The following is a 22,708-nucleotide window of genomic DNA, read 5'->3' as shown; positions in this document are numbered from 1 at the left end:
AGTTAGTCGGCGAGTGGAGAAAGGTTTCAGGAACGCTTGTCCAGGATATTCGAGTATTTCGGATATAACCGCCGGATGCATTCCGGACAGATGTCATGGGTGAATTCGGCGTGGGTATGCTTCTCCAGATAACTCTCAACGGAGTTCCAGTGTTCCTCTTCGTCCTTGATTTGTTTGCAGACGGCGCAAATAGGCAGCAGTCCGCGCAATGTGCGCACTTCAGACAATGCTTTCTTCAATTGGTGTTCTGTCTTTCTTTGTTCGGTAATATCCATGTGTGAAATTAAAGCGAGATCGGTATCACCAGAATTGAATTTGAATAAGATAGAGGGGTGAGTTCTACACGAAACCACCTCTTTTCGTTGTATACAGTATACACGCAGATGTCATATGTATGATTTCGTTTAAAGGGTATTCCGCGTTCTTTCAAATTCTGTGCGACAAGTGCCGTGTTAGGGTTCTTGCTTCGTTTTGCCCAGGCTTCCGTCAGGTGCAGGTAGTGTCTATGACTACTGTGTATATCCGGGTTTGGTGAGCATTGACCAAGTCCCTGTTGCCAGGCACGGTTACAACTTTGGATAATCCAATTGTCATCAACGATGATGAGCTGGTGACGTATGGACTGGAACGACAGCCTCTCCAGATCGGATGTAACATGTCTCATGGATGAGATCCTCCTTTGGCAGAAATCTTATCTCAGTTCATCTGGAATATCCAAAATATCAGCGACCAGGTGCCTGAATCGGGTTGCTTTGCGTGTGCCGTGAATAAGATTGGATAAACGATAGGGTGGGATGCCATGCTGTTCACAAAAGGTCTTCTGGTCCACTTGAAGTTCGGTTAGCCGTCGTTTGATGGCCCATCCGAACGGAGTAACTGGTTTTTTCTTGTTCAAAAGGGTTCACCCCTGGTTAGAATGTAGTATTCAGCCGCCCTTTCTTCATGTAGAATATATAGAAATGCGAGCTGTATGTTTCATTATATACGTAAATTCGTCATCTAACAATTAAAAAAGACGGAAAAAAGTGTATTTTGTGATTATAAATGGCGTAAATACGTAAATAAAACAAATAAAATGACAAAAAACACGTCGGCAAGGAGGTTGCCGCGTGTTTTTTAGTTTGTTTGAATGAAGGGGAGCAGGTATGAGGAGGAAGAGGATTAGGCCCTGTAGGCATGAAGCCCAGCTCCGAGCATATGGAAACTGGGGAAAAACGATTTCATGGACATCGAGGTTGGCTGTGCCAGTCCATCCGCAGCCGAGGCGCTGACGGTCTTCCATTCATTCTCCAGATCTGTGGCCAGGCGGACCATCAGATCCTTGGTTGTATCGTTGTTCAGGGGAATGACTTTGGAGGCTTCGGTTATGCAGGCATTCATGGCTGAATGCAGGTAACCAAGGACCGCCTCTTCGACCGGGATGTCGAGGTGGTGGTTAATCCAGGCGTGAACAGTGGAGAGGCAGCCAACCGAATCATATTTGGCAAAGATCTGTTCGAGCTGGCTGAATTCAATCCAGGGGTGCAGAGCGCGTGCGAGTCTGATCAATCGTTTACCCATGGTGGCAGCTTGTTCTCTGAGATCTCCAGGGGTTCGCTGAACATGGACGAGCTTGTCGATCAGAGCTATCCGCCATGTATCCTTGTGATCTGCTGCGGTATAGATACCTTTGATGGCCATACCTTCAAGACGAACGATGCTCGGATGCAACTGACAACGCATGAATGATTCGAGATCTTCAGCATTACGAATGGTACCCTCCCTGATATGGATATCCATGCCGAAGGAATGGGTGAACCCTCCAACCTGAATAGAGGAATCAAGCAGTTTGACATAATCGAGCAGCTTATTCCCACGGTTCACAATCATTCGCCTCCTGTGTTCGTTAAATGTCAATTAAAGTGACGTTTATATTCCTTTTTGTTTGAGAATCCGAATTATATGATAGTTATCATCCCATAAATGTCCGCTTTTTGTCAATAGTATCAGTGAAATTTAATGAATAGAATCTAAATCTAAATTATTGTGTTATTTTAAATAACGTGTAATGTCATATGAATGAATAGGTAAAGGAAGGACTATATATAAATGAATCAATAAGATCAGCTCAAGCCGGAAAAGAGGGGATCAAATCTAATGATATGCAGTTCATGGGTAAAGATGACGAGATTATGCGATTTTTGATGAAAATGCCTAGCTGAAAAAGAAGTATTAAAAAGCACTTTACTTTTAGTTCTGAACCCGGTATAATCAATTCTGTTGCCGATTATTTACGACATGCGGTCGTGGTGGAATGGCAGACACGCTATCTTGAGGGGGTAGTGGGCGTATGCCCGTGGAGGTTCGAGTCCTCTCGACCGCATCATATGAACGATTAAAAAGAAGCTTTCCATTAATGGAAAGCTTCTTTTTTGTCTTTTTCGAACAGTATGACATCAAAGTTGAGAAAAAAAGGCCATCCATTACCGGGGCAATGGTGCTCTACCTTCCGGCTACGGGTGGCCTGTGTATTATTTTTGCAGCAAATTCTTGATATCTTCTTCAATCTTGTCCGGTGTTGTTTTGGGAGCATAACGTTTAATGACCTGTCCGTTCTGATCCACGAGGAATTTGGTGAAATTCCATTTGATTGCTTTGGAGCCGAGCAGGCCAGGAGCTTCTGTGCTAAGGTGTTGGAAAAGAGGGTGAGCGCTTGAGCCGTTCACATCAATTTTCTCAAACATGGGGAAACTCACGCCATAATTCATCTGACAGAACTCGGCAATATCGTCGGAAGATCCTTTTTCCTGTGCAAACTGGTTGCTTGGGAAACCAAGAACTTCAAATGGAGCATCTTGAAACTTGTCTTGCAGTTCTTGTAGACCTTTGAATTGAGGGGTAAGGCCACATGAGCTTGCCGTATTCACAATCAGGAGCACTTTGTCACGGTAGTCGGACATTTCAACTTCTTGACCGCGAAGTGTATTCACTTTGTAATCGTAGACTGTCATCTAAATCGCCTCCATTTATTTACTCTTATATCTTCTATTATATTGGTTGCAATTAAATATTGCAAAACTAATATGGTGTTAAAAGCATCAAAACAGGCAAGTTGTGCAGAATACGTGAATGAATTGCGAAGTGATTTACGCCAGAGTGAGAATTAGATAGCCTTGAAGAGATAGATAGAGTATAACTTTGTTGTAAGCGTTATTATGGATAGGAATTGGCAAAAATCTGCCGATTCGGTGATCTGCGCGGACTTTACACCGACATGGCACGGGTGTATGATTCATAACGTAATTTCAATTTAAACTAAATTGTACCTGAAAAACGAAACAAACGATAATATCGCTCGATCTTATCCTTAAGATATACGAACGATGTTTTAATCGCTGAGTTTCCATTCATTGATGAGTGGAAAACGGGGGAACCAACGGAATGCGCTGTCCAGGACAGTGGCATTCATGGGGTGAATTTTCCGGTGACAGCCGGAAATAGGGCGACTCTCGCGCCCGAATCCGTCAGCTAACCTCGTAAGCGTTAAAGGGAGAGGCAACAAGCCGTACGCTGGTTCATGGTGTTTTCGCCATGGATTATTTAAGAAGCGTTCGGGAGGCCTTGGTCCCCCACGCTTCTTTTTTGTTGTCTTTTCACGCCAAGGGAGGAACGAATGATGGATACTGAGATGATCTTAGTGACTGCTCCAAATGAAGCAGGACGCAAATTTATTAAATTGCTGATGTACAAAAAAATGCCGTTTGCCGTTCTAACCAACAGTGCAGGGGAAGAGCGCAGACTCCGTAGAATCGGAGTAGAACATGTCATTCGCATGAACACGGCTGCAGCTCAAAAATGGTTTTTGCCGCAGGGCAGCGTAGGCAACGTGTTTATTTTCGAGAACAGCCTGAATCTGACCTGTCGTTATTTACAGATCTGCCGTTCATGGACATCGAAATCCCTGTGCGTGATTACGGAGCAGAGTCATCCTAAGGGCATCTATCGGGGCATGGGCGCAGACCGGATTGTATATTCGCTTAATGGGGAAGTTGGCTTTCTCCTCAATGGTTAATGCCATAGCTTGTGATTGCTCAGGTGTAAGGTGCCTGTTATAATTGAATGTATCGATAAACGGAAGTTTGAGGAGACTCATGCAAGATGGTGAGTCTTCTTTTTTATGGTTTTAGAGGTTGTTCAAGGAGGAATTGGCGTGCCGGATGTAGGTGGATTGAAATGGTTGTTTTTTGATGTTGGAGATACACTGGTAGATGAATGGGAGCCGGTTGATGATATTATCGGACAGTTCGTCCGTGAAGCTTGTGCTTTGGGGTATCCGGTGACAATTGAGGCGGTACGCGAACTGTTCGCGAACTGTTACCAGAAATATGAGCAATGGCCTATGAGAGTGGCGATTCGCACATTTGTTGAAGACGAGGGACACCAGAAACAGATTCAGGACAAGCTGAAATTTCAAAAAGATCTTGAACGTCCTTTTCCTTCAGCGGATTACGTTCTTCAGCAGTTGTCACGGCATTATCACATTGGCATTATTGCCAATCAGAGTCCTGGAACGGAAGAGAGACTGGAGAGTTACGGACTGCGGAAGTATGTTGATGTTCTGGCCTGCTCGGCTGAAGAAGGAGTGTCCAAGCCAGACCCTGAGTTATACGCTGTAGCCTTGAAGCAGGCCGGTTGTGAACCAGAGGAAGCCGTCATGATCGGCGATCGGATCGATAACGACATTATACCTGCTCGGAAGCTGGGCATGCGTACGATTCGAATTATGCAGGGTTACGGAAGATTCCAGCCAGAACTATCGGATGACAAACGTGCGGATTGGACTGTGGATTCATTGGATCAGCTCCTGCCGTTACTGATACCAAATCAGGATTAGATGATTGTTTATTGGATTTTGAGTTTTACTATAAAAGGAAACACCTTGCTGTATTGCAACAATAAAGGCTGATCAACTTGGGTATTGCATACCGGAGTTGATCAGCCTTTTTAGTATTTAGTCGATAAGAACGAGATTAGAATAACCGAATCGTCTGAATGATCAGATATACATTCAGCACAACGATAATCGCGGCAATGACCCATGAGATGATTTTGAGCCACAATTTGTTGGCGAATGCACCCATGCTTTTTTTATCACTCGTGAACATCACCAGGGGAATTACAGCAAAGGGCAATTGTAGCGACAGCACGACCTGGCTCAAAATGAGCAGTTCTTCTGTGCCGTGTTCTCCTGCAATGGCTGTCACAATTACCGCCGGGATGATGGCGATCAGACGTGTGACCAGTCTGCGCAGCCAAGCCGGAATTCGAATGTTCAGGAAACCTTCCATAACTATTTGCCCAGCGAGTGTACCTGTAAGGGTAGAGTTCTGACCTGATGCTAACAGCGCCACACCGAACAGAATACTTGCAACCGTAGTACCCAATAGAGGTGTCAGCAGATGGTAGGCATCTGCGATCTCGGCAACCTGCGTCATACCAGCACTGTGGAATACAGCAGCAGATACAATCAGGATGGCTGCATTGATGAACAGGGCCAGTGTCAGCGCGATTGTAGAATCCATGGTCGAGTACCGAATGGCTTCTTTTTTGCCCTGTGGTGTCTGTTCGATCTGACGGGTCTGCACAATGGAAGAATGCAGGTACAGATTATGCGGCATCACGGTTGCTCCAATAATACCAATGGCAATATAGAGCATAGCCGGGTTTTGCAGAATCTCAACATTTGGTACAAAACCATGGAGAACACCGCCCATATCCGGTTTTGCCAGAAACAGATCAATCCCGAAGCAGAGGGCGATGGTTGCCATCAGCACAATGACGAGAGTCTCCAAGGCGCGGAAGCCTTTGTTTTGCAGTACAAGAATCAGGAGTACATCAACTGCTGTGATGATAACGCCGTATAACATAGGAATGTTAAATAACAGCTTTAACGCGATGGCAGAACCAATGACTTCAGCCAGATCGGTGGCTGCAATGGCAAGCTCACACAGAATCCATAACATCATGACAACAGGCATGCTGAATCGTTCACGACAGGCTTGAGCCAGATCCCGTCCAGTGACGATGCCGAGCTTGCCAGCCAGCGACTGAAGGACAACGGCCATCAGGTTTGATAACAGGATAACGGATAACAAGGTATACCCGAACTGCGAGCCGCCTGCGATATCTGTTGCCCAATTCCCGGGATCCATGTAACCTACGGCAACGAGGTATCCTGGGCCTACAAAGGCGAGGAATTTCTTCCACCATGCAGCATTCTGCGGAACTTTCATGGAACTATGTGCTTCTCCAAGGGAAGGGGCCATGCCCGCAGTAGACAATGATTCTCTTGAAGGAGCGTTGAACGGATTTTTTTTACTCATACGATAATCACCTGACTTTGAATGATTGATTTGGAAATATTGTTGCGGGACAACCCGCTCATGATATATCTAAATTTTTATGTTTATTGTTACATTGTACTCCTTCAATTGTTTTTGTCTAGTGCAACTTTTATGTATCAGCACAAAATTCCGGTTGTAGCTTGAAGATGCCCCTTCGTATATTACCCAACCTTGGAGAAAATACAGCCATGGCATTGAAATGCATGAAAATAATAAAGTTGTAAAAGCTGATAAAGATACAAAATTGCGTTTCAAAATGAGCCAGAAGTTTAAATTGAAAGGAAGGCAGTAAAAACTATATGGATAAGGGAGAGATTCTTAAATGGAAGCTTTATATACAGCAGTAGCGACAGTTAAAGGTGGACGTACAGGTTCTGTGACTTCTTCGGATGGCGTGCTTAAGCATGATCTGAAAATGCCAAAAGAGCTTGGTGGCTCCGGTGGTGAAGGTACTAACCCTGAGCAGCTTTTTGCCGCTGGATATGGAGCATGTTATGAAAGTGCCCTTGCCAATGTAGCGCGCAAAGCAGGTGTGAAATTGGAGGATGTGGTTGTTACAAGTAACGTATCCATTGGTAAAGACCCTGCGGATGACGGTTTCCAGCTGTCTGTTCGTCTGGACGTTAGCATGCCTGGTGTAGATCACAGTCAAGCAGAGGAACTGGCCCGCAAGGCGCATGATTTCTGTCCATATTCCAAAGCAACACGCGGCAACATTGATGTTGTTTTAAACGTAGTCTAAGATTTGACTCCTGGCAAGTAAAGGGAACATATAGAGCAGGGTATCCCAGATACCTGATGCTCGACTACAAAGCCCTGCTGGCAATCGGCAGGGTTTTGTGTTGATTATAATATATGGACATGGTGCAGGAGATTAGATGCCAGATCGCGTACTATTTTACATAATTGCACTCCCACTTCATGCTACACATTCCATAAAGGGGGAACGAAGATGAGTATTGAAGAGATGATCGAGCGGCGATTTGTGTGTACAAAATGCAGGGGCACGGATTGTAACATTAAGGAAGTTTCCATGTCAGGAGCAGGCCTGAGCAAGATGTTTGATATACAGCATAACCACTACCTGTTCGTGGCTTGTGCTTCCTGCGGGTATGTTGAGGTATTTGATCCGGATGTTTTGAAAGGGAAAAAACAGGGGCAGGTCGGGACTATTCTGGATATTCTGTTTGGCGGGTAGACATGCGCGAGTTGACATTGAACTGAATTTTCTTTAATATAACTTAGTACTGAGTAGTGTCATTGCATGAACCAAATTTGAATTAAACAGGTGATATCCATGTCTTATAGACCGCGTATTGCAGATTTAGAATTAGCTTATGGTAACAAGGAAGACGGATTGTATGAATTCAAAATGAATTTGGTAGACGGTACTAAATGCCGTGTATTCTACACCCGTTCCCCGGAATGGAAGATGACCAATATCAGCCGTCTGCAGAAAACCCCTTGTCCAGTATGTCGCAAAGATTTCATTTGCAAATGTATGGACCAGTGGGCAAGTGACCTGCATCAACAGATGATCGATGACCAATGGATGGAAAAGGCAGTTACGGAGTAATTGTCGGACAGATACGAGCGTGGGCACAATGCCTGCGCTCTTTTTCTTTTTATTTCCCATTAATGCGTGTTCAAAAAAGAGCGGTTTTCAGTCTTTTTGAACTACCTCTAGAAATAGTTTTAGAATTAGTGAACAATATGGCCCAGATTGGGTAAGTTACTCTAACCGCAACAATAGGAGGCAGCGAATATGACAGCAAATCAAACAGATGTGCATCAGGGACATCCCATCGTACTGGTGGATGGCGTCTGTCACTTCTGCCAGGGCTTAACCAAATGGATTATCAAGCGTGACCCGGAAGGAAAATATCATTTTGCATCGCTTCAATCGGATGTAGCCAAGGAACTGCTGGCGAAGGGCAATTTGTCGACAGACAGTATGGATACCTTTGTTCTGATTGAAAATGGAAAATACTATACACGTTCAACCGCCGCACTGCGATTGGCCAAAGGTCTGAAGTTTCCTTATCCATTATTATATGTATTCATTATTGTACCGAAATTCATTCGTAATGCGGTCTATAACATGGTGGCACGCAACCGTTATCGCTGGTTTGGCAAGGATGAAGCGTGCATGTTGCCTACACCGGAGATCAAAGATCGATTTTTGTGAGTGTGATTAATAACGGAAATAATTGGGTAATGACTACAGATCATATCTATTTTGGGAGGAAAACAACTTGAAGAAGTGGACTACATTATTTATCGGGGCATTATTAGCAGTGAGCTTGGCAGCATGCGGTAACGATACAGATAATACGGCAACGCCGCCAGCGACTAACAACGAAACATCTAACGAGGGTAATACACCTGCGGAGCAGGAAACAAAGGTCCCTACCCTGGACGAATTGATTACCAAAACCAATGCAGCAACGAAAGAAATGAAAAGCTTCACAACTGAAGCAAATATTGATCAGAATCTGAAACTGGATGCTGGTGAACAGTCCCAGGATCAACAGGTTAAAACATCGCTCAAGATGGATATTATCAAAGATCCAATGATGATCTATCAAGAGATGAAAATGGAAATGTCGGGACAGGAAGCTCAGAACGTGAAGCAGTATATCACTTCGGATAAAATCTACTCTCAAGTTGGGGATCAATGGGTTGCGATTCCTGAAGCTCAAACCAAGGAACTGATTGAGCAGATGAAGGCAAGCATGAATCCGGAAGGTGAATTGGAGCAATTCAAAAAGATTGAAGAAGATACTGAAGTGACCGAAGAAGGCGACAATTATGTGATTAACGCTGACGTATCCGGTGATAATGTGAAGGAACTAGCGAAAGCCGTGATGGAGCAGAACGGATCGGATGCCCAGATGCAAGCCATGCTTGATCAGATGAATATCACTAGCATGAAGATGAAATACATGATCAACAAAGAAACCTACCTGCCTGCAAGTACGGACGTAACCATGGTCATGGAGATGGAACAGAATGGGCAGAAAATGACGATGGACATGAAGATGAACAGTACATTTTCTAATCAAGATCAAGTGGAAGAGATTAAGATTCCACAAGAAGCATTGGATAGCGCTAAATAAAACAGGCACCTCTGAACTAGATCTGTGTGAGCCGAGAGGTTTACCGGATTAGAACCAGAGGTGTTTTTCTGTTTAGCGGAGATTATGGTCAGCGTTCAAGGTGTTATAGTATAGTCATATTGAAGTAGAGAGGGGAGATAAAAGATGATTGAATATGCGCACATCCACCATGTAAGTCTGGCTGTACGTGATCTGGAAATCGCGAAGAAATTCTATTCGGGGTTACTGGGAATGCAGGAGATTGAACGTCCGCCTTTCCGCTCCACAGGTACATGGTATGCCATCGGTAGCCAGCAGCTTCATCTGTTACAGCACCCGGAGGGTCACACGTTACGTGAGGCTGGGATTGATACTACAGACGGTCACTTTGCGATCTGGGTCACCAGTTATTCAGGGACTATAGCCTGGCTGGAGCAGCAGGGAATTGAGTATGAAGCGAGACCTGACAGTGTGGCTGGATTCGCGCAGATTTTTGTACTTGATCCGGACCGTAACATTATTGAGTTCGATTCACCGTATAACTCTTAAGGGAAAATGGTTAGAATAAATCTCTTGCTCCCCCAGAAATTGTATGCTATATTATCCATACATTCATAGCACGTGACGGAAGCACCGTCCATATACTGCATATTCATGCGGTTATTGGACGGTGCTTTCTTTGTGCTTTTTGACAGGGAGGGAAGGAAAATTTGATTGTACTGAAGGTTGTTCTGGTTTCAAAGGATAGAGATTACATTAGCGCCTGGCTTGATTATGTACAGGGAAATTCATCTGATCTTTATGTGCGTTTCACGGCATTCTCTCCAAGAAGATTCGTTCAGGGATCACATGAATAAGCAAGAAGGTAGAGAATTACCGGATCTGGTTATTGCGGAACCGGAGTTTCTGAATGACTGGCTGAATAACGGGGGAGAAGTATCAGGTGTACCTTGGCTAATGCTTAGTGAAGGGATGGAAGAGGTGGATGAGGCCAAGCGGCTGATGAAATATCAACCCTTGCCTGCTTTGCTGGATGCTGTGATGCATGCTTGCCGGCAGCCACGCCGTAAGAAGGTTCACCATCCGGGGCAAGAGACTCTCTCCATCGGTGTAGTATCCGCTTCGGGTGGAAGTGGCAAAACGGCAGTAGCCCTGCATATGGCGAAGCAATTGGGACTTGCAGGATATGCTGTTCTTTATCTGAATCTGGAGACGCTGGACAGTACGCTCCCGTTTCTGGAAAAGGGACTAACTAGAAGTGGGCAGCGTCACCCGGATGCGGAGACGGGATTGTCACGCCTGTTATACGATCTGAAGGTGGGCAGAAAGGAATCCGGCAAGCAGTTACAGGTGCAATCGAAGGGCGTAGATGGATATGTGGTCCGGCATGAAGCACTGAAATCCGATGTGTTCTGGCCATTATCGAATCGGAAAGAACTGTTGCAAATGACTCGTGAGGATACGTCGAATCTGCTTCGTTATTTAACGGATTGTGGACAGTATGACGTGCTGATTCTGGATGGGGATTCCGGTTGGGATGGGCGCAGTGAAGGGGTGCTGGATGCAGCAGATGCATTTGTCTGGCTGGTTGAGGATGATATATCTGCCATGCATCGATGGGGACAATGGTTACAGCATGCTGAGCGTACGAAGCCAGACCTGTACGAAAGTATGCTGGATCGTTCACGATTTGTGGTTAACAAATATCGGGACAATGTCGTCAATGCACTCCCACGCCCTGATCTGCATCTGGATGCAGTGTTGCCTTACATCCCTTCTTGGAAACAACTCAGTCAGGAGGAAGTCATGCTTAGTTCTCCGATCTTCCAACGTGAAGTGAAGAGATTATGTGCCATGCTGGTACAAGATGGCGAAGAAGAATTGAAGCAGACGGGACGAATTCAGAAGCAGGATCGGTGGGCACTATGACGGATTCATCCAATAAAATACTGGATCGTGAAGAACAGTTTCAGATGATGCGCAGGGAAGTCAGGGCTGGCCTCGATTTAACCTCTTCCGCAGGAGATGATGAACTGTGGCAGGGGATAGAACGCAAAGTTCTCACTGACCCGAAGCTGGATGATCTGACCTCAGGAGAGCGTCATACGCTGGTACAGCGATTGTTTGACTCCTTTCGTGGATTGGATATTCTGCAACCGCTTGTGGATCATCCCGATATTACGGAGATTATGATCAATAGTCACAAGGAGATTTTTGTGGAGCAGGAAGGTGAAGTCAGCCAGATCACCCTTGAATTCGAGTCCAGGGAACGGCTCGAGGATATTATCCAGATGATTGTGTCCGGGGTAAACCGAATTGTGAATGAATCTTCTCCAATTGTAGATGCCCGTTTAAAGGATGGTTCGCGGGTTAATATCGTGTTGCCGCCTATTGCCTTGAAAGGTCCCACGATGACGATTCGTAAATTCCCCAGTGAACCGATGAAGATGTCCGATCTGATTGAGAAGGGTGCCCTGCATGAAGAGGCGGCAGAATTATTGCAGCAGTTGGTACGGAGCAAATACAACATCTTCATTGGAGGTGGAACCGGATCGGGAAAAACGACCTTTCTGAACGCATTATCACAGTTCATCCCTGCCGATGAGCGGATTATTACCATTGAGGATTCGGCTGAGTTACAGATTGTTACGGTACCCAATCTGGTATCACTGGAAACGCGGAATGCAAACACCGAAGGCAAGGGACAGATATCTATTCGGGATCTGATCAAATCTTCCTTACGGATGCGTCCGAACCGGATTGTGATTGGGGAAGTCAGGGGCGCAGAAGCGCTGGATATGTTACAGGCCATGAACACAGGACATGATGGAAGCTTATCAACTGGGCACGCCAATACTATCTCGGACATGATCAGCAGACTTGAAACGATGGTGCTCAGCGGTGCGGATCTTCCGATTGCGGTTGTACGGCAGCAGATTAGTTCAGCAATCGATATTTTCGTACATCTGTCCCGGCTACGAGACCGCTCACGGCGGGTGACAGAGATTAGTGAAGTGATTGGCATGCAGGACGGTGAGGTTATGCTGAATCCACTGTTTCGTTTCCAGGAACAAGAAGAGCGTGGAGGCAAAATTATTGGAGGGTTAGTACAGGTTGGAAAGTTGAATCAGGTGGATAAAATTCAGATGGCTGGGCTCGGGAAATGGCTGGATGAATACATAGAACAATATAGTGTTGGAATAGGTTCATCAGATAACAACGTGAATTAAAGTCATTGGAAGGTGATTACTGTTGGGTGAAGCCAGACAGATGTTGACGGATTACACCGTATATGCGCTTTCCCGGAGACAACGAATGGTCTGTATGCTGATTAGTGGTCTGCTGTTTTTTGGCATCGGAATTCTGTTCTACCATCACTGGTTGGCTGGAGCGATCCTGGCTGCGGGTTGCATATGGGTACCAAAACATTGGACTAAAGTGCTGTTGGAACGAAAAAGAATGACACTCAGTTTACATTTTAAGCAAGCATTATATGCATTATCTTCGGCACTGGCAGCAGGAAAATCGGTGGAAAATGGATTCAAGGAATCCGTAGAGGATCTGCGGATGTTGAACCCGGAAGCGGATACCGATCTGATTCGTGAGTTCACGATATTGCGGACACGGATGGAGTATGGACAACCAATTGAAGAGGCACTACAGGATTTTTCGGATCGGGCGCAGATTGAAGATATTACGAACTTTGCAGATGTGTTCATTACGTGCAAACGAACTGGCGGGGATCTGGTTGAAGTTGTGCGTCGTACCTCTGCGGTGATTGGTGAGAAGCTGGACATTCAGCAGGATATTATGGTCGCGGTATCGCAGAAAAAGTTTGAATCAAAGGTAATGTTTGCCGCTCCATTTATTTTTCTGATATTTCTCAATCTGACCGCCAAGGACTTTATGGAGCCGTTATATAGCGGGATGGGGTACCTCATCTCTAGTGGTGCCTTGGCAGTACTCGCCTGCTGTTATCTGTGGATTAATCGCATTATGGATATCAAAGTATAAGGAGCTGAAAAGATGCTGCTTCCCGTTATAGTCGCAGGGATACTCGGAGCGGGATGGCTGGTGCTGGATCGAACCCGGGGGCAGACCTACCGGCATCTGCGCAAGCTGGATATGGAAGGATTACGACTGAAAAAATTGCATGGCCCCTTCCTGTTTATATTGGACAAGTTTGAGATTGGACGCAGATTGCCTGTGCTCATGTTTCGGATGCAACATGCCATTCAGAAAATGTATGGCATACAGCACAGTGGAGAGAAAACGATGCTGTATTGCGCCGAAATGTTGACCTATACGTGGCTCATGCTGCTGCTGGGCTGCCTGTTATCACTCGTTGGAGATATGGGCATCGGAGGTATGGTGGGTGGGCTCGCGCTCGGTGCAGCGTTGCCTTTTGCGCTCTACAAAGACCTTAATACAAAGGTGCAGCGAAGAGACCAGGATATTCTTATGGAACTGCCTGAGATGCTGAACCGAATTGTACTGCTGGTTGGCGCAGGGGAGACCGTGCAACGTGCCATCGTTCACTGTGTGACAAGCCAGGGGGAACGGAATCATCCGTTGTACAACGAACTCAGAAAGACGGTGGGAGATTGGAATAATGGTTACTCGTTTCAACAATCATTTGAACAGTTCAGTCGCCGCTGCGGTGTTCAAGAAGTGACGATTTTTACGACAACAGTGCTGCTGAATTTCCGGCGTGGGGGAGGTGACTTTGTATTGGCGCTGCGGGATCTGTCACATGTGTTGTGGGAGAAACGCAAGGCTGTCAGTCGGGCGAAGGGAGAACAGGCTTCTTCCAAACTGGTGTTTCCGATGGTACTGATCTTTTTTACGATTGTGGTCATGATCGGGGCACCTGCTTTTATGATGATGAATATGTAGGAGGAATTGGGATGATGGAAGTGTTAAAAAACAAGGTAAGCGCATTTTGGAAAGAAGAGGACGGGCTCGGCACGTTGGAGCTGATTCTGATTATCGGGGTTATTATCATTATTGCTTTGATTTTTAAAGACCAAATTAAAAAATTGGTAGAAAGACTGTTAACTAATGTGAGTAATAAAAGTAATGAATTCTTCGAATAACAAGTTCAAAAAGGAAGAAGGGAGCTTCACCGTTGAAGCCTCCCTGATCTTCCCTGTTGTGCTGTTTATTCTTGTGTTGTTGCTTTTCTTTACCATGTACATGTATCAAAAGACATTCCTGAATCAACATGCCTATGCAGCTTCCGAACGTGCAGCCTATAGCTGGGACAACAGCCACAAACAGGCGATGACAGGTGAATATGTTGCTGGAGAACATGACAATCTGTATTGGAGACTGACGGACGATCGTATGCTTGGAGCGCTGTTTGGCTGGGCGGGAGCGGATAATCAGGTTAGCGTTTCTATACCTGCTGGTGAAGGCGGCAATCTCTCGGAACAGAAATTAGCACAAGCGGTGCAACATATGCCCTCAGCTATGAAAGGAACGATTGAGTTTCAGAATTCTCTGATTCAGCGGAAAGTAACAACCAAGCTGGAACAAGTAATTTCTTTGCCTCTTCCTTCTTTTTTGTTCGATTCAGGTAACCGTGTCCTCACTCAAGGATCGTCCGCAGTTGTTGAACCGGTTGAATTCATTCGAACGGTCGATCTGGTCCGTTATTACGCAGCCAAGTTTAAAGGAAAAGGCGGTGCAGCGACCAGTACAGCGGCAGAAGCCGGACAGGTTGTGCAGCATTTTGGCAAAAGCAAAAAGTGAGAGAAGGAGGAGGGCGGAGCTGTTTAGAAAAAAAGACGGTGAGTCGGGAGCCGTAACCCTTTTTTTAATATTAATATTGGCCGGAGTTTATATGTTTGTCGCTATATTTATTGATTACGCTCGAATAGCGGCATTCAAGGTGCAGACCGAGCGCATGACACATGCTGCGATGAGATCCGTCATGTCAGCCTATGACACCTCACTACGGGAGTATGGTTTATTCGGGTATGGCGACAGTAGTGGGGATGCAATTATGGCTAAAGTGTTGAATGATAGTGTGAAGCCTTCATCTGTAAAAGATGGATTCCCCATTCTGGATATCCAGTGGGATACAACTACGCTGAGCATGGAGCGTGAACTGGGCAAATACGATATATTTAATCGCCAGATTCAGGAGGACATGAAGTATCGGGCTCCGGTTGATTTTACCCTTGAAGTGATCAATCGGTTCAAACCGATATCAGACGAGATGAAGGAAGCAGCGCACACGGTAGACTTGCTGAAAAAATTACAGAAGTTATATGACAAACGTGAAGAGTTACTGGACGAAGCCATTGCCAATCAGACGGAATCCGCGGAGAAGCTGAAGAATCTTCCAAAGTTGATCATGGACCCGCCTTCACAAGCTATCTATGAAGAAATGTTGGAAGAAACACCAGAGACAGCTGCCGAGGCGGCGGCACGTTATGCAGATTATCTTAACAAGAAACAGGCAGATGAGGGACTGCCGTTCAGAGAGCAACAATACATATTGGAACTGGCTCGTTATCGGACTGGTGTTGGTAATGTGGTGACAGGCATCAGCATGATCATACAACCGGCGTTACAGGCCCATCAAACGAAGCTGGAGGAAGCACAGTCCAAAATCGAAGAAGCACGCAAGATCAATGAGGAAATGAAACGTGTGATCGCGGAGGGGGAGAACCGTTCGCAGAACGCGAGCTATGACAACGTCGGCAACTCGAATCTGCCTGGGACGAGTCCTGTATCTACTGGATCAGGCACTGAAGCCAAAAGTACACGTTCTCTTGCTTCGGAGCTTGTGAGGGCAGATAGCCTATTTGATCAGTTGAAGACACGGGTTGTTTCCCAGAATTCGGACTTCTCTAACGTCAGAAGAGACAACATGGAATTGAATACACAGCTTCACAGTGTCATGGCCATGAGTGGGGTTCCGATTAAACCAGCGGTCAGACAGGCAAGTCAGGTTACGGAACGATATATGGACAACTATGTACGTAGCGGTCCGGCCAATCTCATCCTCCAAAGTAAGCAGCAGCTGGAGAGTGGTCGTGGGTCGGATGCCCAACGCAAAGCGAATGACAAAGAATCCAAAGGGAAATTGAAGGAAGTCAAACGAATCTTGTCGCAGATTCAGAATGGAAGTTCGGGTTCCGTGGACGCTTTCAAACAGTTGGAGGAATATTACAACGCTAATATTTCTTTTAACGAGGCTAGTCGTGAGGAAGCCAAAAAGGCAGAGATTGCTGGAGATCCCTATGACTCTGGTGGCGATGCCATGAAGGGAATGGACAGTTTGTTTGGCGGGATGTCCGGTCTGCTGGACAGTCTTGGTGACGAATTATTTCAGAATGAGTACGCTCTAGCCTATTTCAATTCCATGGACTTTGGTCAGTTATTTACCTGGACTGAAGGTGGTGGAGATGCTGGTGATGTCTTCAAATTGGAGAATCAGGAACTGGAGTATATCGTCTACGGGTTTCATAACCCTTCGGGTAACATCGCTGCGGCATATGCGGAGATATTTGGGATGCGGCTGGCTATTCGGACGGCTGAAGGGTTAATTGAGCACAGCAAGCTTGGGAACCCACTTCTGGTATTATCGGCGGCAATCTTATACGGGATTACAAACGCCATCGCGGATATGGTGAAATTAGCAAAAGAGGGCAGTGTGGAATTGTCCAAGTATATCAAAGTCAAACTGACGTACAGGGACCATCTCCGATTGTTCCTATTGATGCATAGTAACAATGAACGCAAAATGTCCAGAATGCTGGCGCTAATTCGATTGAATACGGGTGTGAATCCAGATGAGAAACAGACGTATGCTTCGGGTAACATGAGTAGTAGCATCAAACTGTGGTTTTTACCAGGGGTGGTTAGAAGCATAGGTGCTGTTATGGGTAGTGCGGACCAGGTTGAAGATGGGCGATTTTTCATTGAGCGGAAGGCGGATTATTCCTATTGAATGATCAGGATCGTTTCGGTGGAGGGATTATGGACAAGCAGCAACATTACGAAAAAAAAAGCGCACAAATGCAGATTCGTTTAACAAGAATAATCAGATTGCAGCGTTTGAAGTCTCTGAATAAGCAAATATATTCTCCGAAAAAGGAACAGGGCAGCATGGTTCTGGAAGCTTCACTGGTGTTACCTGTCTTTCTGTTCTTTATCATGTTTCTCATCTTCATAGTGCAAATGACTCTAATCTCCACAGCGTTACAGAGCACGGCGGGTGAAGCGGTGAAGCAGTTATCAACGAAAATATATCCCGTTTCCCTTGCATTCACACCTTCTGATTCTGCCGGCGGAGAAGGTTCTGGAGGGGGTTGGAAGATACCAGAGTTATCTCTGACGGAATGGGCAGAAGGTTATGCTTCTTCTCTACCCGAGCCATTAAGTGATTGGGTACGTTCAGCTGCGGCCAGTGGTGAACAGCCACTACAGGAGATCAAAACATCCGTCTTGGAAACCGTACTTGATCCCACGGTAAAACCGCTGCTTCAACCATTTATCGAACCAACGCTGCTGAATATGGAACGTGTTCATGTGAATGGTATTTCGATACCTGATCTCAAAAACAAAACAAATCCATATTTCCGACTTGAATTGAGTTATGAATTGCCTGTAAAAGTCCCCTTTCTCAGTAAACCGCTTCGGATTCAGGCTGCTGCGGCAGAACGGGTATGGATTGGAGATACCGGAGAAGGATCAGATGGCAGCGCAGGAGACGGGGATACTGCGGGTTCAGCAACGGTTCTGTCGAAGCCTGACCCGGCTTACATAGGCAATAATGCAACGATTAAGGTGAAGGTAGAACCAGGAGCGACAGCCAATTTAACGATATTTTACAAGTCAGGTGAAAGTTCTGCAAAGCACATCGGCTGGGCCACCGCAGATGAGAATGGAATTATTGAGTGGAACTGGTTTGTTGGTACTCGGACAACAGAAGGAACATGGAGTTTTGTTGTCGAGACAGGGGAAGGTGCCAAGACGGAGACTACGTTTACCGTGGCCTCTAGAAAATAAGGAAGGGGATGATGGAGGTGGAGTGGTTTTATATTGCCTGTGGCATATACGTCATTGCAGCTTTTATTACAGATATTCGTTCAATGAAAATTCCAAATCGATTGACTTTACCCGTGACTGTTGCAGGCGTATTGGCCCACATCATATGGGGAGGTTGGGATGGTTTCTTGTTCTCAGCCGCTGGATTTGCAGCAGGTTTTGGCATTTTGTTTCTGATGTATGCGATTGGAGCCGTAGGGGCAGGAGATGTGAAATTGTTTGGTGGGATTGGCGCATGGACGGGACTTGCTTTTGGCATTCATGTCATTATTTACTCCGTTTTGTATGCGGGAGCCATTGGTTTAGTGATACTTCTATTCCGCAAGGACTCAGCGAAACGGATTCGGGGCATGGCAGGCAATCTTGCCGGGTTCTTCATTCTTGGTTCGCTCAAGCTGGTGAACAAAGAGAAGACATTGAAGTTTCCGTTTATGCTGGCGGTATTGCCCGGGTTTATCACGGTCCTTGTCTCAGGACTTTTCCCTTGATATCAGGAATCTGGAAAACGTTAGGATAACAGTGATCGAAGATAGCACTGCGATTGGAGTGGAAGAGTGTGGTGTATTGTAACTCAACTTATATCAACTAAACTTTTTACACGAGAACGGAGAGGACGGAAAAAACCTGAAGAAGCGGAGCTAAAAGCTTTCTGAAAGAAAGCTGCATCGGAAGCATATGCTTTGCCTTTATCCCCGGATTTTCCCCTTTACAAAGGGAATCAAGAAATCTGGGGATAACAGCGATCGGAAGGTTGTTCTGTCATCGAAGTACCCAGTGTAACTTTCTTTAGTTGATCCTATATAACAATGGAAAGAGAGGATTGGCATGTATGGATTAACGAGAGATTTTATTCGTAACGGCGGAGCGTTCATGGTTTTGGAGAAAGAGGACGGGTTACGAATGGAGGAATTGAGCCGGGTACAGATGGGGATGTTGGCGTCCAATCAGATTCCGCGACTTCTTCCTGTTCATATTCGGGAAGTCGATCGAAATGTAACTTTGCAGTACGACATATCAGGGTACAAGATGTTATCCCAGATGTTAAAGTCAAGCAAAATCAAATTGCGTGTTCTGTACGGTTTGTTGTTCCAACTAGCTGATGCCTTCACGGAATGCCGGCAATATATGCTGGAGCCTCGTAAATTATTGATCCAGGAAGAGTACTTGTTCATCAATGGTTCATTCGAACAGGGTGAGCTTGGGATGGTATATGTACCAATCATGGATAAGGTTGAAGTTGATCCAATACCTCAGCAATTCCGTGAGCTGGTGATCAGGCTGATGGCACATGTACAGGAACTGCAGGGAGAAGGCATTCAGCGTGTTCTGCAGTTATGTGACAACGAACGCTGGGATATCAGACAGTTGCGAGAGCTTCTTTTGGAATTATACGCTGACGAGCAAGAGAATGGAGGAGGCGCAGCATTTCTCTCGTCCAGAACTTCGGAAACACCCAATGATTCAAGAGGTGATCTTCATTCGTTGATTTCTGAGCGAGATAGCAGGCTAGCCACTGGTACTTCTCGGCCATATCAACCCGGTCCTCCCGTTCAAAATGCTGGTGTGGGGCCGCAACTAAATTTCCGTCAGCTGCACAATAAGAGTGAATCTGAGGTTGAAGACATTCTGGTGAGATCTCGAACCTTTCCAGGCAGGCGCTCACCTGAGCAATTTCCATTGGAGAGTTCAAACGGTATGGATAAGAGAGGAAGTAACCCGTATGATTCGCTAGAGCGTGTTGATATGGAAGTGGAGGAAAAGTCGGGATCTTCCAAAGTAACCTATATCATATTGGGCTGCATGGTTGCCATGGCATTGGTATGGAGATTTATTTACATGGAGCAACCGGGACAGACGCAGATGATCCTGTGCATGGTACTAAGCCTTGGTTTGCTTGGTGTAGCAGGATGGACGTGGAAGCGCAAGGGAAGTCCTCATAATGACTCAGAGAATAAGCGGTCTTTTTCATTCAATTTAGGTAAGAACAAAGGCAAGCAAACGGAAGAGGATGAGGAACAATTTCAGGAAAGTTGGCGCTGGAATACAGCTGATAGGAAAGAGGAACGCATAAACCAAACGGTCGCATCCGCCTCAGAAGGTGGTAGCGAGCATTCCCGCTTTCAAAATTTGCACATGACACCTGAACACTCCGAACCACCGTTCGTTCAGCGCCATGTGGAAACGGTAGCTTCAACTTCAGAGCTAATTCGACAGGATGCAGTTGCGGAGGCAACCGTGAATTTGCAGAATCTGAGTGGATGTAATGTTACAGCAGGCCCGGTGATGGCGTCTTATTATCTTGAACGAAGATCCGGCACCGGTGACCAACATGAACGGATGGATGTGCAAGGAGCATCTTTTGTCATCGGAAGATCAGCAGACATGGTTCAGTGGGTGGACACAGCGACCGGCGTGTCCCGTGCTCATGTGGAATTGAGCCGGAACAAATCGGGCTATGTGATTAAGGATCTGGGTTCCGTCAATGGCACCATTCTTCAGGGCAATATTCTTGCTCCGTATAAGGAGTATCCATTGGCGGATGGAGACACATTTACACTTGCGGAATCAGTCTACACTTATCGGTCGGTTGGATAAGACATAGTTCAATCAGTCAGATAAGCCGCGGTGCTTCAGATCTTCCAGTGCCTGGGTTAAGGTTGGGAAGGTGAACTGGAACCCGTGGTCGAGAGCTTTTTGCGGAATGACTCTCTGCCCTTGAAGCACGACAACGGATAGTTCTCCAACCAAGGTTTTAATCAGGAAGCTGGGTACGGGGAACCAGTGAGGGCGATGATACACTTTACCGACCGTACGACCGAATTCATCATTGGTAACAGGATTTGGTGAGGAAGCATTGACCGGACCTGACACTTGTTTATTTTGAATGCTAAAATCAATGAGTCTTACGATATCCATAATGTGAATCCAGCTGGTCCATTGCTTGCCACTGCCGATCTTGCCACCAACACCCAGCATATAAGGAAGTTTCATCAATGGAAAAGCACCTCTTTTATGTCCAAGCACCAGACTCACCCGGATTTTAACGAGTCTTACATTTTTGATAGCATCTGCAGCAACTTCCCATTGTTCCGAGACCCGGGAGGGGAAATTCATTGATTTTTGCGGACTGCTCTCGTCAAAGGTTTCGTTAGGAGAGGTTCCATAGATGGCCATGGCAGAAGCCTGAACGACCACTTCCGGCTTTTGTTCCAGGGATTCTACCAATCGGGCTACCCGCGCTACTGTCGTGACTCTGGATTCAACAATCTCCAGCTTCGCCTTGGTTGTCCAACGTTGATTCAGCGTTTCTCCGGCAAGGTTAACGAGAGCGTCCATACCTTCCAGCAAGTGAGGTTGTTCTTCGACTTGTTCCCACGATATATATGTAAGATTTTTACTTGGATTATGCAAGTCAGGCAGTTTGCGTGTAATAACTTTCACATGGTGCCCGGCTTGCAGCCAGTAATCTACAAGTGCTCCTCCCACAAATCCGGTACCTCCACAAATGGCAATTTTCATATCAAACATCCTCTCTGTATTTTCACTGCGCTGATACATACCGTTGGATCGACAAACAGCCCCGTACGGTAAGCAATGCCTGTTGGGAACAACTTACCTGACGGAGCATATCTGTATCTAATTAACCAAATCTATATGCCACTTAACTCATCTTTTATTTTATTTAATCAAATGTTGATAAGGGGAATAATCGATTTTGTTTTTCTCCAAAAATTTTACCAAAAACTTATTATCCCGCTTCGGTGTGGCAATAATGTATCCTTTGATGCAATGATCTCTCGATACTTCCGTGGCATTGTCTTCAACTGCAATCTTACCGATTTCTGCAGCAATGGAATGTTTGGCGATGTCACGAAATGGCCCGGGCACAGGCTCCACTAGTTGATCCAAAAAAGCTTTGGCTTCATCTGTCCATAAGTGACGGCTGGCTTCAACCCAATAATTCTGCCAATCCAGTTTGGACTTTCCGTCTGCTTTTGGTAGCACTTTCAAAAACTTGCGCATCATGAAAAATCCACCGACACACATGCTGCCTAGCAATAAAAAAGTCCAGAATGCGATCGTATTCATAAACCAATTGCTGGGGGAATAGCTGGTCAGTATTATCGCGTAGGAGTCGAAAATCATTGCGGAGTCACCTCGGTT

26 protein-coding genes, 1 tRNA gene and 1 riboswitch are annotated in these 22,708 nt (G+C 45.8%); of the genes, 19 read left to right on the top strand and 8 right to left on the bottom strand.

Translation table 11 applies throughout. From position 1 onward, the window contains the following. Nucleotides 1-26: 26 nt before the first annotated feature. The 4 genes from QF041_RS13410 to QF041_RS13395 form a co-directional block, all read right to left on the bottom strand. Entirely contained in the window at nucleotides 27-239 is a 213-nt protein-coding gene (locus QF041_RS13410; RefSeq protein ID WP_307414549.1) for a hypothetical protein, read from the bottom strand. Between the two features lie 44 nt (nucleotides 240-283). Next, the gene (locus QF041_RS13405) at nucleotides 284-664 is read right to left on the bottom strand and encodes a hypothetical protein (RefSeq protein WP_307414548.1); all 381 of its coding nucleotides are present in this window, start codon (nucleotides 662-664) and stop codon (nucleotides 284-286) included. Between the two features lie 27 nt (nucleotides 665-691). Then, a complete protein-coding gene (locus QF041_RS13400; RefSeq protein ID WP_017690011.1) occupies nucleotides 692-895 on the bottom strand; it encodes a hypothetical protein in 204 nt (67 codons plus the stop codon). Between the two features lie 266 nt (nucleotides 896-1,161). Further along, entirely contained in the window at nucleotides 1,162-1,863 is a 702-nt protein-coding gene (locus QF041_RS13395; protein ID WP_307414547.1) for an urease accessory protein UreF, read from the bottom strand. Between the two features lie 416 nt (nucleotides 1,864-2,279). On the opposite strand from QF041_RS13395, the gene QF041_RS13390 reads away from it, so the two are divergent. Further along, nucleotides 2,280-2,362: transfer RNA gene (locus QF041_RS13390), tRNA-Leu, on the top strand. A gap of 148 nt (nucleotides 2,363-2,510) precedes the next feature. Here QF041_RS13390 and QF041_RS13385 read toward each other — a convergent pair. Further along, nucleotides 2,511-2,990 (bottom strand): glutathione peroxidase, encoded by a 480-nt coding sequence (locus QF041_RS13385; RefSeq protein ID WP_036610823.1) that lies wholly within the window; start codon nucleotides 2,988-2,990, stop codon nucleotides 2,511-2,513. A 372-nt stretch (nucleotides 2,991-3,362) separates the two neighbouring features. After that, nucleotides 3,363-3,537: riboswitch (cyclic di-AMP (ydaO/yuaA leader) on the top strand. Nucleotides 3,538-3,652: 115 nt separating this feature from the next. Here QF041_RS13385 and QF041_RS13380 point away from each other — a divergent pair. Continuing rightward, nucleotides 3,653-4,051 carry an HAD family hydrolase gene (locus tag QF041_RS13380; RefSeq protein WP_235193755.1) on the top strand — a complete coding sequence of 133 codons (399 nt, stop codon included), beginning with the start codon at nucleotides 3,653-3,655 and terminating at the stop codon, nucleotides 4,049-4,051. A gap of 138 nt (nucleotides 4,052-4,189) precedes the next feature. Continuing rightward, complete coding sequence (locus QF041_RS13375; RefSeq protein ID WP_307414546.1) at nucleotides 4,190-4,873, top strand: HAD family hydrolase; 684 nt, start codon at nucleotides 4,190-4,192, stop codon at nucleotides 4,871-4,873. A 136-nt stretch (nucleotides 4,874-5,009) separates the two neighbouring features. Here the strand turns inward: QF041_RS13375 and QF041_RS13370 are convergent, their stop codons facing one another. Next, complete coding sequence (locus QF041_RS13370; RefSeq protein ID WP_036669231.1) at nucleotides 5,010-6,305, bottom strand: Nramp family divalent metal transporter; 1,296 nt, start codon at nucleotides 6,303-6,305, stop codon at nucleotides 5,010-5,012. A 400-nt stretch (nucleotides 6,306-6,705) separates the two neighbouring features. On the opposite strand from QF041_RS13370, the gene QF041_RS13365 reads away from it, so the two are divergent. From QF041_RS13365 to QF041_RS13290, 16 genes are all read left to right on the top strand, one after another. Continuing rightward, nucleotides 6,706-7,125, top strand: coding sequence for an organic hydroperoxide resistance protein (locus QF041_RS13365; protein ID WP_036610819.1), 420 nt, complete (start codon nucleotides 6,706-6,708; stop codon nucleotides 7,123-7,125). A gap of 210 nt (nucleotides 7,126-7,335) precedes the next feature. Continuing rightward, nucleotides 7,336-7,581 carry a zinc ribbon domain-containing protein gene (locus tag QF041_RS13360; RefSeq protein ID WP_036610816.1) on the top strand — a complete coding sequence of 82 codons (246 nt, stop codon included), beginning with the start codon at nucleotides 7,336-7,338 and terminating at the stop codon, nucleotides 7,579-7,581. 99 nt (nucleotides 7,582-7,680) lie between these two features. After that, a complete protein-coding gene (locus QF041_RS13355; protein WP_036610814.1) occupies nucleotides 7,681-7,959 on the top strand; it encodes a hypothetical protein in 279 nt (92 codons plus the stop codon). A gap of 189 nt (nucleotides 7,960-8,148) precedes the next feature. Then, nucleotides 8,149-8,571: a thiol-disulfide oxidoreductase DCC family protein gene (locus QF041_RS13350; RefSeq protein WP_047842029.1), complete on the top strand. Its 423-nt coding sequence runs from the start codon at nucleotides 8,149-8,151 to the stop codon at nucleotides 8,569-8,571. 67 nt (nucleotides 8,572-8,638) lie between these two features. Next, nucleotides 8,639-9,502: a DUF6612 family protein gene (locus tag QF041_RS13345; protein WP_076209460.1), complete on the top strand. Its 864-nt coding sequence runs from the start codon at nucleotides 8,639-8,641 to the stop codon at nucleotides 9,500-9,502. Nucleotides 9,503-9,646: 144 nt separating this feature from the next. Next, nucleotides 9,647-10,030, top strand: a complete 384-nt coding sequence (locus QF041_RS13340; protein WP_017690000.1) for a VOC family protein — start codon at nucleotides 9,647-9,649, stop codon at nucleotides 10,028-10,030. Between the two features lie 300 nt (nucleotides 10,031-10,330). After that, complete coding sequence (locus tag QF041_RS13335) at nucleotides 10,331-11,410, top strand: nucleotide-binding protein (RefSeq protein WP_307414545.1); 1,080 nt, start codon at nucleotides 10,331-10,333, stop codon at nucleotides 11,408-11,410. After that, nucleotides 11,407-12,711 (top strand): TadA family conjugal transfer-associated ATPase, encoded by a 1,305-nt coding sequence (locus QF041_RS13330; protein WP_307416960.1) that lies wholly within the window; start codon nucleotides 11,407-11,409, stop codon nucleotides 12,709-12,711. Before QF041_RS13335 ends, QF041_RS13330 begins: the two co-directional genes overlap by 4 nt. Before the next feature lie 40 nt (nucleotides 12,712-12,751). Next, on the top strand, nucleotides 12,752-13,495 hold the full coding sequence (locus tag QF041_RS13325) for a type II secretion system F family protein (protein ID WP_074096793.1): 744 nt from the start codon (nucleotides 12,752-12,754) through the stop codon (nucleotides 13,493-13,495). A gap of 12 nt (nucleotides 13,496-13,507) precedes the next feature. After that, the gene (locus tag QF041_RS13320; RefSeq protein WP_307414544.1) at nucleotides 13,508-14,377 is read left to right on the top strand and encodes a type II secretion system F family protein; all 870 of its coding nucleotides are present in this window, start codon (nucleotides 13,508-13,510) and stop codon (nucleotides 14,375-14,377) included. An 11-nt stretch (nucleotides 14,378-14,388) separates the two neighbouring features. Next, nucleotides 14,389-14,577, top strand: coding sequence for a Flp1 family type IVb pilin (locus tag QF041_RS13315; protein WP_150366477.1), 189 nt, complete (start codon nucleotides 14,389-14,391; stop codon nucleotides 14,575-14,577). Continuing rightward, nucleotides 14,561-15,235 carry a TadE/TadG family type IV pilus assembly protein gene (locus QF041_RS13310; RefSeq protein WP_307414543.1) on the top strand — a complete coding sequence of 225 codons (675 nt, stop codon included), beginning with the start codon at nucleotides 14,561-14,563 and terminating at the stop codon, nucleotides 15,233-15,235. Before QF041_RS13315 ends, QF041_RS13310 begins: the two co-directional genes overlap by 17 nt. A gap of 91 nt (nucleotides 15,236-15,326) precedes the next feature. Further along, complete coding sequence (locus tag QF041_RS13305; RefSeq protein ID WP_307414542.1) at nucleotides 15,327-17,444, top strand: hypothetical protein; 2,118 nt, start codon at nucleotides 15,327-15,329, stop codon at nucleotides 17,442-17,444. Between the two features lie 29 nt (nucleotides 17,445-17,473). Then, nucleotides 17,474-18,505 carry a pilus assembly protein gene (locus tag QF041_RS13300; RefSeq protein WP_373461390.1) on the top strand — a complete coding sequence of 344 codons (1,032 nt, stop codon included), beginning with the start codon at nucleotides 17,474-17,476 and terminating at the stop codon, nucleotides 18,503-18,505. 11 nt (nucleotides 18,506-18,516) lie between these two features. Next, on the top strand, nucleotides 18,517-19,032 hold the full coding sequence (locus tag QF041_RS13295; protein WP_307416959.1) for an A24 family peptidase: 516 nt from the start codon (nucleotides 18,517-18,519) through the stop codon (nucleotides 19,030-19,032). 337 nt (nucleotides 19,033-19,369) lie between these two features. Further along, on the top strand, nucleotides 19,370-21,139 hold the full coding sequence (locus QF041_RS13290) for a DUF6382 domain-containing protein (RefSeq protein WP_307414540.1): 1,770 nt from the start codon (nucleotides 19,370-19,372) through the stop codon (nucleotides 21,137-21,139). A gap of 12 nt (nucleotides 21,140-21,151) precedes the next feature. Here the strand turns inward: QF041_RS13290 and QF041_RS13285 are convergent, their stop codons facing one another. Both QF041_RS13285 and QF041_RS13280 read right to left on the bottom strand, forming a co-directional pair. Then, the gene (locus QF041_RS13285) at nucleotides 21,152-22,063 is read right to left on the bottom strand and encodes a TIGR01777 family oxidoreductase (RefSeq protein WP_036610794.1); all 912 of its coding nucleotides are present in this window, start codon (nucleotides 22,061-22,063) and stop codon (nucleotides 21,152-21,154) included. Nucleotides 22,064-22,222: 159 nt separating this feature from the next. Further along, on the bottom strand, nucleotides 22,223-22,690 hold the full coding sequence (locus tag QF041_RS13280) for a DUF2621 domain-containing protein (protein WP_307414539.1): 468 nt from the start codon (nucleotides 22,688-22,690) through the stop codon (nucleotides 22,223-22,225). Nucleotides 22,691-22,708: the final 18 nt, after the last annotated feature.

The sequence above is a fragment of the Paenibacillus sp. W2I17 genome, assembly GCF_030815985.1.
In the GTDB taxonomy this organism is placed as follows: Bacteria; Bacillota; Bacilli; order Paenibacillales; family Paenibacillaceae; genus Paenibacillus.
The sequence above is the reverse complement of the archived record's forward strand: the minus strand, read 5'-3'. Positions and strand labels throughout refer to the sequence as shown.